Raw genomic sequence first — 12480 nt, forward strand, 5'->3', positions numbered from 1 at the left:
TCGTTTTTTCCTTTGATGGTTTAAATGTATTTTTGCCGGGTATGCCAGTCCGTAACAAACTTTACTTTGCATCTGATTTTCATTTAGGTACCGGTGGCTTTGCCGATAGTCGCAAACGCGAAGACAGGATAGTCCGCTGGCTCGATAGCATCAAAACAGATGCCGCCGAATTGTTTTTAATGGGTGATGTTTTTGACTTCTGGTTTGAATATAAAACCGTAGTACCAAAGGGCTACATTCGCTTTTTAGGCAAACTGGCCGAGCTTACCGATCAGGGAGTAAAGCTTTATCTTTTCAAGGGCAACCACGACATGTGGATGTTTGATTATTTTGTAAAGGAGCTTGGCGCAACCATTATTAGCGATGACTTGAAGATAGAGCGCGGCGGCAAAAAATTCTTCCTGCATCATGGCGATGGACTCGGACCGGGCGATGGGTTTTATAAAGTATTGAAAAACTTTTTCCGCAGCGGCTTTTGTCAGTGGCTTTTTGCGCGCGTACACCCTAATCTGGGCGTAGGGATAGCCAACTATTGGTCGACCCATAGCCGCCTCAGCAATCAGAAAAAGGAAAACCCCAAACCCGGCGAACAGGAATGGCTGGTAACGTTTTGCCGCGAGGAGTTGCAAACAAACTTTTATGATTTCCTTATTTTCGGTCACCGGCATTTACCGCTTGATATTCAGCTGAACCCCAATAGCCGCTATATAAACCTGGGCGAATGGGTAAACTATAATACCTATGCCGAGTTTGATGGTACAACACTCTCCTTAAAAACCTTTGAATCAGAAAAATAAATTAAACCTTTGGTAACAGCCCCTCAAACTTACCTACTAATTACTTACAATAGGGTGAATTAATATATGGCCAAAAATGTGTACTTTTGTGCGCTTTTTGCAGTAAAAGCATAACCCGAACGAAACGTAGACACTTTCATAACCGGATATCATTATAATAAACTGCAAATAGCTATTGAATATAGTATATGTTAGAGAAATTAGAACTGATATTTCAACGCTGGAAAACTGTAGAAGCGGAATTGAGCAATCCTGAAGTGATGCAGGACATGAAACGTTACGCTCAGTTAAATAAAGAATATAAAGACCTTGCCAAGATTGTTGACGAGTATAATATTTACCGCAACATCATGAGCAATATCGATAGCAATAAAGAAATTCTGGCTACCGAAAAAGACGAAGAATTTCGTGAAATGGCAAAATCTGAGCTGGATGATCTGCTGATCAAACAGGAAGAAATGGAAGAAGCCATTCGCCTGATGCTGATCCCTAAGGATCCGGAAGATAGCAAAAACGCCATGGTTGAGATCCGCGGTGGTACCGGCGGCGACGAAGCTGCCCTATTTGCCGGCGATCTTTACCGCATGTACATGCGCTATTGCGAAAAACGCGGCTGGAAAACCGAATTAGTTGATTATACCGAAGGTACAAGCGGCGGTTACAAGGAAATTGTATTCAACGTAATAGCCGAAGACGCCTATGGTACTTTAAAATATGAATCGGGTGTACACCGTGTACAACGCGTACCTGATACCGAAACACAGGGCCGTGTACATACATCCGCTGCATCGGTAGTGGTATTGCCCGAGGTTGATGAATTTGATATCGACCTGCAGGTGAGTGATATCCGTAAAGACCTTTTCTGTGCCTCTGGGCCAGGCGGTCAGTCGGTAAATACTACCTATTCTGCTGTTAGGTTAACCCACATTCCTACTGGTATTGTGGCGCAGTGCCAGGATCAGAAATCACAGTTAAAGAACTACGATAAGGCATTGCAGGTATTACGCTCAAGGGTTTATGAAATGGAGTTACAAAAACACCTCGAAGAAACCTCTAAAAAACGTAAAACCATGGTATCAACCGGTGACAGATCGGCCAAGGTACGTACTTATAATTACCCTCAGGGCCGCTTAACCGAGCACCGCATTGGCCTTACTATTTACAATCTTCCAGGCGTGTTGAACGGCGATTTACAGGAAATAATGGAATCGTTACAATTTGCAGAGAACGCTGAAAAACTAAAAGAAGGAACCGTAGTTTAAAAATATAAAAGCCTTTTACAGGAAGATGCCGGACTTGTTTCGGCATTTTTCATTTAAAACAAGTTTAAAGCCACTATCTTAATCCGTAATCAACTGTAATCCAATTGTTAAAAAATGCTAAATCAACAGGCATTACGGTAATTACAATCCCATTTTCATCTTATTTTCATGTAAGCCCAGTACTTTAGTTTTTGTAGGGTAATGCTGTAGCGCTTTTGCTCGTTTTTTCGTAAAGGCATTGATACATTACATTACTGTTATTTTTTTTGACAATAATTAAATTCTTCTTATGCTGGCTATAAAAACTTTAACCAATAATTTAACCACTTTCGGGCGTAGCGTACGCTTAATGGGTGATAAATTTGAAATTAGTGTAGTTGGGAACGACCCCTTACTGGCAGATGAACAGATTGATATTGCCATTAATGAGATCAACCGTGTTGACAGGCTGTTATCTACATTTAGCGAAGATAGTAACATTAACCGCATAAACCGCAATGCAGGTATTGAGCCGGTAAAAGTTAGTTCTGAAGTTTTCAGGCTTATTGACCGCGCTTTGCAAATATCAGAGCTAACCCATGGTGCCTTTGATATTACTTATTTTGCAGGCACCGGCTACACAGGCGATGATGCTGCAATTGCTACCAATGCCGATGTTAAAATCGCGCCTTCGCCGATAATGCTCACCAACTATAAAAGCGTAGTGACCGATGCTGCAAAACAGACCATATTTTTAAAAGAAAAAGGAATGCGCATTGGTTTTGGTGCCAATAGCAGGGGCTATGCTGCCGATAGGGCTAAATATGTGCTGCAAATGAATGGTGTTAGCAGCGGCGTTATCAATGCAGGTGGCGATCTGCTTACCTGGGGTAACCAGCCTAACATGAAACCATGGACAGTTGTGGCTGCCGATCCTACAAAAAGAGATGAACCGTTTGCTAACCTGAATATTAGCAATATGGCTTTTGCCACATCGGTAAATGCCGAAAAATATACCAGCATCAATGATAAAAAATTCGTAAACGCGGTAACCGCGAAGAAAGGATTTCCGGTGAGCGAGATAACAAGCGTGAGCATTGTTAGCCCAACTGCCGAATTATCAGATGCAATGGCCTCCCCTATAATTAATATAGGTGTTAACGCGGGTTTATACTTAATAAATCAACTAAACCAGATTGCTTGTATCATTATTGACGATCATAACCGTATTTATACGTCAAAAGATGTTAATATCTGATTCGGGCCTGTTATATAACTATACTCACAAATCCGCAAATTCTGCATTCATTTACTTTGGTATTTTATTCTCAGAATACCAAGGTAAATGATACTTTTATAAACGGTATCCCTACCCCGTTTAAATTGACCATTATTTGAAAATAATTTTAAGCTTTTCTTCCCCTCAATGATAAAGTGGTTTGCGTATATTGTTCTATTATTAATATTTGCACCAAGTTTATTATTAGCCGGCGTTAAAAACGGCGCATCGGAATCTGTTTACCACAAAAGCAGCAGCATATTGCCGTATACAAATAATACGACACTGGCTGATACCGTTTCAAAAAAACAGGATGAAAAGAATAAAATTAAAGAAGTAGCAAAGGCTAAACGACAAACAAAGCCCGAAAAGGTTGATGATGCAGGGGTACCGGTTATACCCAAACCAAAACCCAAAAGACAACGCCGGCCCGAAGGCTTGGAACGTCCACCGGAAATACCCAGAAGAAATGGCAATTAAACAGGTTGATAAACAATTTACTAATTATTGATGAGGTACCTTTGCTTACTTTTTTTTATTACCGTTAGTAATACACTGTGCGCTGCAGGTATAAACAGGAGCTTTTTTGCCGATACCGGCAAAAAACTACCCGCCGATACCGATACGGTGATCAGGAAAAGATCGGTTTCTGTTGGGGTAAGTTACGGCAGCGATGCATTGTTTTTTGGCCGTACCGGGCCAATAAAGTATCCTTTTCTTACCGGCGATGCCATATATAATTCAAAATCGGGTGTGTTTGTTTATGGCTCGGTATTAAAGGTGTTAGGCTATGCCCCGGTTGATGAGGTTGATTTGGGCGGCGGATATTTTTACAAACTGTCAAAATCATTTTCGGGCGCGGCCAGCTATACAAGGTTTATTTTCAACAGAGATGCCAATGTTATTAAATCGGCATCATCAAATGATATTAACTTAAAAAATGCTTACGATTGGGGCCTTGTTAAAACAAGCGTAGTGCTCGATTACCTGTTCGGAAAATCAAACGATTTTTTTACTACCATCAGCAACTCCAAATACTTTGAAACCAACTGGAGCATTTTTGACGATAAGGATTACCTGTCCTTTACCCCATCGTTCAATATGATATTAGGCACCCAGAACTTTGTGCAGCGATATGAAAAAGATCATCACTACCAGTATGTATTACCACCAAGCGTAATTGACCACCTCGATCTGGAGGCAGCCCGCAGAAACCGTAGATTTAATATGCTAAACTATAGTTTCAAGATTCCGGTAGCCTATAACAGGCCGCATTATACATTGGAAGCCTCCTGGCGGTATTCTATCCCGGTTAACGTGGAAGGCACCTTGGAAAACCGGCGCGAATCGTTCTTTAACTTTACATTTTACTACCTTTTTTATTAACAGCGTATGAATGTGTTGATCATTGAAGACGAAAAAGCACTTGCACAGGAACTTGAAATATTCCTTACCAATTATAATTATATATGCGATGTATGCTTTGACGGTGAATCGGCCTCCGAAAAAATAGCTGTTAACCTGTACGATTTTATTTTGATAGATCTTGGTCTGCCTGATTATGACGGGCTTGATTTGCTAAGGGAAGCTAAAAAATTAGATTCGGATGCAGCCTGTATCATACTAACGGCCCGTACAGAAATTAACGACCGCATTAAAGGCCTTGATCTTGGCGCCGATGATTACCTCCCCAAACCGTTCTCCTTACTTGAGCTGCAAAGCCGTATGCAGGCCATCATACGCCGCAAGTTTGGGGTAAAAAACAATATTGTTGAGCTGGATGGTTTTCTAATCGATCTCACTAACCGTACTATTTCCTACTATAACGACGTTGTAAGTACCATCACCAAAAAAGAATTTGACCTGATAGCGTATTTAATTTTACACAAGAACAGAACATTAACACGCATGCAATTGAGCGAACATATTTGGGGCAACGTAGTAAATAATGATTACGACTCCAACTATATTGACGCGCACATTAAAAATATTCGGAAAAAACTAAATGCCTTTGCCCCGCCCGAATGGCTCGAAACCGTAAGGGGCCTTGGCTATAAAATAAAGATCAACGCTTAAGCATTGAGACTCAGAACAAAACTTACGCTTTTTAATGCCATATCAAAACTGGTAATTGTAGTACTATTTGTATTGCTGGTACCTGTATTGATCAGAAATATCAGCAGCAATTATGTTGACAGCAAGCTTATCAAACAAAAAAACAAGCTGCTGCAAATTGTAAAAAGCCGGGGTATTGAAACCTATATCGAAAACGGTGAAGGCTACGGTAGTTACTTACCTCTGAAAGAAGAGTACATTAGTTTGGAAGATGTTGATCCGGATTACTTTTCAGATACCATTAAACGCGGTAAACGCTCGTTTAGCGAGGGCGATACCCTCGAATACCGCATATTAAGCCACACATTTAAGGTTAAAAATAAAAACTATCTACTGGAGATTGGCAAAAGCGTGGATACGCTTGATGAAACCAGTGTGCCGCTTCAAAATATTGCTTTCCAGGTACTACTCGGTATGATCCTGCTGACCATCCTGGCCGATCAGTTTTATTCCAACTATGTACTTAAACCCCTGCGGTTGATTATCAAAACAAAGCTGGTAGGCCAAAAATTTCCGAATTTCAATTCGTATCGTAAAGTGCGCACCACCACTACCGATTTTGAATACCTGGACATCAGTATACATAAAATGGTGGAAACCATTGCCGATAAGTTTCAAAAAGAGCGTGAGTTCATTTCAAATGCGTCGCATGAGTTGATGACGCCTATATCCATTCTTCAATCAAAAATCGAGAACATGTTTGAAGAGGAAGATATTAACGACGAACTTAAGGTTAGGCTAATTGAGATGCAAAAGATCCTCAATCGCTTAAAAAGTATCACCAAAACGCTGCTGCTGATATCGCAAATTGAAAATGAGCAATTTTTAAAGGAAGACAAAGTTTCGGTAACCGACGTATTACAGGATGTTTACGATGAAATTTCTATACGCCTACAGGAAAAAGATATCAGCTATGAAATGGATGTGCCTCAAAATTGGCAATTCATCAACATCAATAAATTTCTGCTTTTTAACCTGTTTTTTAACCTGATAAACAACGCCATAAAATACAATAATGAGGGTGGCTATATTAAAATAACTGCTACAGCAGGCCATAATAACTTTATCATAAGCATAACCGACAATGGCATAGGCATACCTGCCGAAGCACTTCCATTTATATTTAACCGCTTCAAAAAATTCAGGCAATCATTGCAGCAGGATAGCTTTGGTCTGGGTCTGCCCATTGTTAAATCAATAGCGGCCTTTCATGATATTGAGGTAGAAGTAATTTCAGAAAAAGACAAAGGCAGCACCTTCAAACTCATCTTCCCGGCTACTTTGGTTATGGTTACCTAAGCCATCTACACCTGCCATTTGTAGCGACAATTTTACATTCTTGTACTAAAATTAAGCCATTTTGTAATGCCCTGCCAAAACAAGTTCTGCTTGTTTGAAAATTACTTTCCTAAATATTAAAAAAATATAGCTGTAGTAACCATTTAAGGGCTTTAGTAAACAATACTCATTTTTCACCGCGTTTGGCATTTTGTTTGCAATCGCTAACTAAACTATATCATAATTTCATATATGAAAACTCTTAAAATTAAGATAGCTACGCTGAGCCTGGCTTTAGCCACTGCAGGTATCCTGGGTTCGGGCTGTAATTCGTTAACAAAAACTCAAAAAGGTGCTGCAATTGGCGCCGGTGCCGGTGGTACCGTTGGTGCTTTTATTGGTAAAGCTGCCGGCAATACTGCTTTGGGTGCTATAATTGGCGGTGCCGTTGGTGGTACAGCCGGTGCGTTTATTGGTCGTAATATGGACAGGCAGGCTGCCGAAATTAAACAAACAGTTCCAGGAGCTACTGTAACACGTGAGGGCGAGGGTATCTTGGTGAAGTTTGATTCAGGTATATTATTTGATACTGACAAAGCCGATCTGAAACCAGCTGCACAGGCAAATCTGCAAAACCTGGCCAAATCATTGCAAAACAACCAAAACACCAATATTTTAATTGTTGGCCATACAGATGATACAGGTTCAGATTCACACAACCAGGACCTGTCTGTACGCAGGGCCGAATCTGTAAAATCATATATAGTTGCTGATAATGTAAGCGGATCGCGCTTAACAACCAGCGGTAAAGGTGAAAGCGAGCCAATTGCTGACAACACAACAGCTGCTGGCCGTGCTCAAAACCGCAGGGTTGAAATTGTAATTGTTGCTAATGACCAAATGAAACAACAGGCCAAACAATCGGCCCAGTAATAAATACATATAATAAGATCAAGTTAAGAAAAAAAACCTGGCCGCGAGGGCCGGGTTTTTTTATGCATTTTTTTAACTTTCGTTAACATTATTTTTTAACAAAACAATTTGTAATCAACAAGTTAATGCACTATTTTTGCTTTAATGAAAAAATCAGGAGCTTTATTATTAACCTTGCTATATACCGTTACGGTATTAGGGTTTGCTCTTAATTTACATTATTGCGGTACCTTATTAGCATCCGTTAAAATTGATTCGCCTGCTGCTGCTAACTGCAAAATGGAGTCTGATTGTGGCAAAATGAAATGCTGTAAAGACAAACAACTGCAGATCAAAGTTAAGGATGCACATCAGGCCGAACCTTTCTCTATCATTTCAAAGCTTTTTGGCCTTGATCTTCCACGCCTCTCTTATAACGGTGTTTATGCTCCCTCAAGGCAAGCATCTGTCGATGCATCTTTAGAACGAGGACCACCTGACAGGCCTTTGCTCAACATTGTTACCATTATTAAAAACTGCATTTTTCGTATTTGATAAGCATTAATTGCCAGTATAATGCCCGGTAAATTACCGTAAGTTTATTTTCAACAATTAATCAAGATCAAATGAAAACCATCAAAATATTTATTGTACTATTCTTGTTTACTATTACTGCTGCTAAAGCCCAGTTTACCAAAGCCGAACTGCAGGTAAGCGGCCTTACCTGCGCTTTGTGTGCCAAATCAACAGAAAAAGCCTTGCGCTCCCTCCCCTTTGTAGGTGATATAAAAACCGACCTGATGCATAATTTATACCTCATTACTTTTAAGAGCGATGTACCGGTAAATTTTGAACAGATAAGTAAAAAAGTTCAGGGATCAGGCTTCTCGGTAAACAGTTTAAAAGCCACTTTTAACTTCAATAACACCAAAATTGCCAATAACAATTTCAGCTATGGAGGCGATACTTACAGATTGCTTAATGCCGGCGATAAAACTTTCAGCGGCGATGTTAGCCTCACTGTTGTTGATAATGGCTTTGCTCCAAAATCAGTATCTAAAAAATACCTGAGCCAGGTTACTGATACTGCCCAGCCAGCAAGCGGCCGTCTTTATCATTTAGCTATATAATCTTCCTCAGCAACTATCATCATGAAGAAGATATTATTGGCTTTTTGCCTTATGGCAACGTCATGCCCAGCATTTTCGCAGGAGCTGTACGTAAATACCGAACCTGCCAGCAATATGGCTACCGGTTCCTTAGGATTACGTGTGGAGAATCAGGGCCTTTTTAAGCCAGATTATAGAAACCGCAGCACCTTTGAGGCCATGTATGGCTTAAGCAGGAAGGTGATGGTACACGGCTCGCTGTATACCTCGAATTATTACAGCAATGGTCAGCATTTTGAAGGAGGCAGTGTATATGCCAAATACCGTTTTTTATCAATAGATACCGTTCAGAAGCATTTTCGCGGAGCGTTCTTTGCAAAGGCATCCAGCATCAATAACCCTTTGCCTAACCAGGAAATAACATTGGAAGGTGATAATTCTGGCATTCAAAGCGGCGTGGTGTTTACCCAGCTTTTGCATAAACTGGCCATCTCTGGCTCGGCCAGCTATTTACATGCCTTTGATAACCGCGGAGGTTATAATTTGCCTGTTTCACAAGCCCGCAATGCGGCTGCCTATACCCTTTCTGCCGGGTACTTATTATTTCCAAAAAATTACCGCGATTATCAGCAAACAAATGTAAACCTGTACGTTGAATTGCTGGGTAAAACCAACCCGGGCCATAATCAAAGCTATTTGGATGCTGCCCCTGCTATTCAGTTTATATTTAACAGCGTTTGCCGGCTCGATCTATCGTACCGCACTCCCATCTATAATGATATGCTGCGCAATAGCAAAAACATGTACCTCATCAGGCTCGAGTACAATTTTTTCAACCTATAAACCTCGTAACCTGAATAAAATGAAAAGCCCGTTCCAGATATCCGGAACGGGCTTTTATATTTTGTTAGTTTAGCTTATTTAAGTGAGAACCCTGTTTTTCCCATAGTGCTTCCATCTGCGTAAAGCAATACGGTATAAGTACCTTTTTGGAATGGTGGGTTAGGGTGAACCCAGTCAATGGTATACTGTACACCATCATCTTTAAAGTCGATAGATGTTTTATAGGTATACTGCAGGTCCTGACCATCAGCATTGAAAGTTCCGCCATCGGCAGGGGTGATCAGGTTACCTGTTGGGTCAATGATACGTACATAAATATCATGCAGGCCTTTTACAGCCAATGTGTTGCTGGCTACTGTAAAGTTGATCTTTATTTTTTTAGCCGGATTAGCGCGGGTAACATCAACTTCTTTACCGCTGCCTCTTATTTTATAGGCCACTACATTTGCATTGGCCAGCTTAATTGCCTGTGCCACCTTAACCTTGGCATCCAGATCCTGATTTTGCTTGGTGAGCGTATCGGCCTTTTTAGCCACCGTGGCGAGGTTAGTTTTTAAAGTATCCCTTTCCGTAGTGAGCGATTGATTTTGTTTTTTAAGCTCTTCAATATCAGCCGTGTATTTGGTAACAAAATACCTTAGCTGTTTCAAATCTTCCTGAGCTTTAGAAAGTTCGGCTTTAGTCAGTTTGCCTTTAGCCAGCTGGGTTCTTAATACTTTGATCTTTGCTGTTAGTGAATCATTCTTGGCTTGCATTGCTGCAGATAATTTTGCCTTACCGGCATTTACCTGCTCAATTTGCGATTCCAGGCTATCAAGCTCGGTTTGCAGCCGTGTTTGTTCATCATGCTGATACACTATCTTAGTATCAGATTTGTTTTTCTGCAAATACAAATACACATCAGTGCCCAATAGAGCCAATACCACCACAATGAGGAAATAAATGACGTTTGAGTTTTTCTTAGATGGTTGACCGGATTGATTTTCCATAGCAATTTAATGTTTAATGTTTAAATACAGTTAAAAAGCAAAGCTGTTTTAAAAATTTGCAGCTATTTAACTATCTGGTTTAATTTACAATTGTATCAATATTAAATTGACGTTACTTTTTACCTGTATTTTACAAGCTTCGGCATTTACTGTTCAACGGTTTTAAACGTTGAAACACTAAAAATATGATTTAAAATAGAATTATTGATACTAATTTAAGCTTTACAACGGTTAAAAGTAAGCGCAATATGCTTAAATCATAATAAACCTCCAAATTTTATACTTCATGTAAAACTGCTACGTTATGAGTTTATATCTTTGCAGCTTTTAAATTAATTCTTATTGATGCATATATTCCGCCGTTTCATATTCCTGATCATACCCCTGTTTACAATTGTAACCGTTAACGCACAGCCTGCAGAACCATCTGCCGAGCCTGTTATTGTTAAAACGCAGCCAAAACGTGAGTTCAGGGGCGTATGGATAGCAACAGTGGTAAACATCGACTGGCCAACCAGCACCAGGTTTACTTCAGACAAGCAGAAACAGGAATTGCTGGATATATTGAACTCGCACCAGGAAACCGGCATTAATGCCGTAATGCTGCAGGTTAGGCCCGCTGCGGATGCATTCTATACCAAAAGCCGCGAACCATGGTCAAAATATTTAACCGGCAAACAGGGGCAGGCCCCAACCCCCGCTTATGACCCGCTGGAGTTTGCCATAAACGAGGCTCATAAACGCGGAATGGAGCTTCATGCGTGGTTTAACCCCTATCGTGCCACCTTTGACGGTAACTTCGCGGCGCTTAGTCCGCAACACATCACCAAAATAAAACCCGAATGGTTTTTCACCTATGGCGGTATCAAAACCTTTAACCCCGGCTTGCCCGAAGTGCGCGATTATATTGTGCAGGTGATACTGGATGTGGTTGATAACTACGATATAGACGGTGTACATATGGATGATTATTTTTATCCATACCCTATTGCCGGCCAAAAAATAAACGACGAAGAAACCTTTAAGCAATACGGCGAAGGCTATGATAATATCAAAGACTGGCGCCGCCATAACGTTGACCTGCTGATAAAAATGATTGGCGACAGCGTTCATGCCCACAACCCGGATATTAAGTTTGGGGTGAGCCCTTTCGGTATCTGGGCCAATAAGGCACAGAATGATGAGGGCTCTGAAACCAGCGGAGGCTCGTCATACTATGAAAACTATGCCGACTCGCGCATGTGGATCAAACAAGGCTGGGTTGATTATATTAACCCGCAGCTTTACTGGCCGATAGGTAACCGCAGTGCAGATTTTGAAAAACTGCTTGATTGGTGGAGCGACAACACCTATGGCAGACACTTATACATTGGGCAGGCTGCATACCGCATAAATGAGCGCAAAACGCTGGCCTTTAAAAACCCAACACAACTGCCTAACCAGGTTACCATGATACGCGACAACCCAAGGGTGCAGGGCAGTGTTTATTTCAGCTCCAACTCGCTTACCAACAATCCGCTTGGTTTTACCGATTCGTTGCGCCAAAATTATTACCGTTACCCGGCCCTGCCTCCGGTTATGCTTTGGCTTGATTCTATCGCGCCAAACGTTCCGCGTGAGCTGACTGCCAAATCGGTACAGAGCCATGTGCAGTTAAAATGGGTAGCACCTACATTGGCTAAGGATGAGCAGGCTGTATACGGTTATGTGATATACCGTTTTGACGATGGCGATAAGATCAATATCGACGATCCTAAAAACATTCTGCGTATCCAGTACAACACTAACCTTGGTTTTGAGGATACTACCGTTCAGAAAGGCAAAACCTACTTATATGTAATAACCGCGATAGACAGGCTTAAAAATGAAAGCGACCGCTCCCCAACCATTGCGGTCACGGTACGCTGATGAACTTTG

At 41.0% G+C, this 12480-nt stretch carries 13 protein-coding genes; 12 read left to right on the forward strand and 1 reads right to left on the reverse strand.

All coding sequences use genetic code 11. The annotated features are described in order from the left end of the window. The first annotated feature begins 41 nt into the window (after positions 1-41). The 11 genes from QWZ01_RS19425 to QWZ01_RS19475 all read left to right on the forward strand — a co-directional run bounded on the left by QWZ01_RS19425 (position 42) and on the right by QWZ01_RS19475 (position 9574). Positions 42-797 (forward strand): UDP-2,3-diacylglucosamine diphosphatase, encoded by a 756-nt coding sequence (locus QWZ01_RS19425; protein ID WP_290326213.1) that lies wholly within the window; start codon positions 42-44, stop codon positions 795-797. A 188-nt stretch (positions 798-985) separates the two neighbouring features. Beyond that, positions 986-2059, forward strand: coding sequence for a peptide chain release factor 1 (gene prfA / locus QWZ01_RS19430; RefSeq protein WP_290326215.1), 1074 nt, complete (start codon positions 986-988; stop codon positions 2057-2059). Positions 2060-2348: 289 nt separating this feature from the next. Continuing rightward, positions 2349-3296, forward strand: coding sequence for an FAD:protein FMN transferase (locus QWZ01_RS19435; RefSeq protein ID WP_290326217.1), 948 nt, complete (start codon positions 2349-2351; stop codon positions 3294-3296). A gap of 168 nt (positions 3297-3464) precedes the next feature. Beyond that, complete coding sequence (locus QWZ01_RS19440) at positions 3465-3797, forward strand: hypothetical protein (protein WP_290326219.1); 333 nt, start codon at positions 3465-3467, stop codon at positions 3795-3797. 30 nt (positions 3798-3827) lie between these two features. Next, entirely contained in the window at positions 3828-4703 is an 876-nt protein-coding gene (locus QWZ01_RS19445; RefSeq protein ID WP_290326221.1) for a hypothetical protein, read from the forward strand. A gap of 6 nt (positions 4704-4709) precedes the next feature. Beyond that, a complete protein-coding gene (locus QWZ01_RS19450) occupies positions 4710-5393 on the forward strand; it encodes a response regulator transcription factor (protein WP_290326222.1) in 684 nt (227 codons plus the stop codon). 3 nt (positions 5394-5396) lie between these two features. Continuing rightward, positions 5397-6731, forward strand: a complete 1335-nt coding sequence (locus QWZ01_RS19455) for a sensor histidine kinase (RefSeq protein WP_290326224.1) — start codon at positions 5397-5399, stop codon at positions 6729-6731. A 231-nt stretch (positions 6732-6962) separates the two neighbouring features. Beyond that, positions 6963-7643, forward strand: a complete 681-nt coding sequence (locus QWZ01_RS19460) for a YiaD family glycine zipper/OmpA-like lipoprotein (protein WP_290326226.1) — start codon at positions 6963-6965, stop codon at positions 7641-7643. A 144-nt stretch (positions 7644-7787) separates the two neighbouring features. Continuing rightward, on the forward strand, positions 7788-8177 hold the full coding sequence (locus tag QWZ01_RS19465; RefSeq protein ID WP_290326227.1) for an HYC_CC_PP family protein: 390 nt from the start codon (positions 7788-7790) through the stop codon (positions 8175-8177). Between the two features lie 71 nt (positions 8178-8248). Next, a complete protein-coding gene (locus tag QWZ01_RS19470) occupies positions 8249-8752 on the forward strand; it encodes a heavy-metal-associated domain-containing protein (RefSeq protein ID WP_290326228.1) in 504 nt (167 codons plus the stop codon). Between the two features lie 21 nt (positions 8753-8773). Then, complete coding sequence (locus QWZ01_RS19475; RefSeq protein WP_290326229.1) at positions 8774-9574, forward strand: hypothetical protein; 801 nt, start codon at positions 8774-8776, stop codon at positions 9572-9574. Between the two features lie 74 nt (positions 9575-9648). Here QWZ01_RS19475 and QWZ01_RS19480 read toward each other — a convergent pair whose 3' ends face one another. Beyond that, the gene (locus QWZ01_RS19480; protein ID WP_290326231.1) at positions 9649-10563 is read right to left on the reverse strand and encodes a DUF8428 domain-containing protein; all 915 of its coding nucleotides are present in this window, start codon (positions 10561-10563) and stop codon (positions 9649-9651) included. Positions 10564-10908: 345 nt separating this feature from the next. Here QWZ01_RS19480 and QWZ01_RS19485 point away from each other — a divergent pair, with 345 nt between their 5' ends. Then, complete coding sequence (locus QWZ01_RS19485) at positions 10909-12471, forward strand: glycoside hydrolase family 10-like protein (protein WP_290326233.1); 1563 nt, start codon at positions 10909-10911, stop codon at positions 12469-12471. The last annotated feature ends 9 nt before the right edge of the window (positions 12472-12480 follow it).

The sequence above is a fragment of the Mucilaginibacter aquaedulcis genome (genome assembly GCF_030409325.1).
GTDB classification, from domain to species: domain Bacteria; phylum Bacteroidota; class Bacteroidia; order Sphingobacteriales; family Sphingobacteriaceae; genus Mucilaginibacter; species Mucilaginibacter aquaedulcis.

Coding starts and splice junctions, on each gene's coding strand:
- QWZ01_RS19475 (WP_290326229.1), top strand. CDS start 8,774: ATGAAGAAGATATTATTGGCTTTTTGCCTTATGGCAACGTCATGCCCA.
- QWZ01_RS19445 (WP_290326221.1), top strand. CDS start 3,828: ATGAGGTACCTTTGCTTACTTTTTTTTATTACCGTTAGTAATACACTG.
- prfA (WP_290326215.1), top strand. CDS start 986: ATGTTAGAGAAATTAGAACTGATATTTCAACGCTGGAAAACTGTAGAA.
- QWZ01_RS19440 (WP_290326219.1), top strand. CDS start 3,465: ATGATAAAGTGGTTTGCGTATATTGTTCTATTATTAATATTTGCACCA.
- QWZ01_RS19435 (WP_290326217.1), top strand. CDS start 2,349: ATGCTGGCTATAAAAACTTTAACCAATAATTTAACCACTTTCGGGCGT.
- QWZ01_RS19485 (WP_290326233.1), top strand. CDS start 10,909: ATGCATATATTCCGCCGTTTCATATTCCTGATCATACCCCTGTTTACA.
- QWZ01_RS19460 (WP_290326226.1), top strand. CDS start 6,963: ATGAAAACTCTTAAAATTAAGATAGCTACGCTGAGCCTGGCTTTAGCC.
- QWZ01_RS19450 (WP_290326222.1), top strand. CDS start 4,710: ATGAATGTGTTGATCATTGAAGACGAAAAAGCACTTGCACAGGAACTT.
- QWZ01_RS19470 (WP_290326228.1), top strand. CDS start 8,249: ATGAAAACCATCAAAATATTTATTGTACTATTCTTGTTTACTATTACT.
- QWZ01_RS19465 (WP_290326227.1), top strand. CDS start 7,788: ATGAAAAAATCAGGAGCTTTATTATTAACCTTGCTATATACCGTTACG.
- QWZ01_RS19425 (WP_290326213.1), top strand. CDS start 42: ATGCCAGTCCGTAACAAACTTTACTTTGCATCTGATTTTCATTTAGGT.
- QWZ01_RS19480 (WP_290326231.1), bottom strand. CDS start 10,563: ATGGAAAATCAATCCGGTCAACCATCTAAGAAAAACTCAAACGTCATT.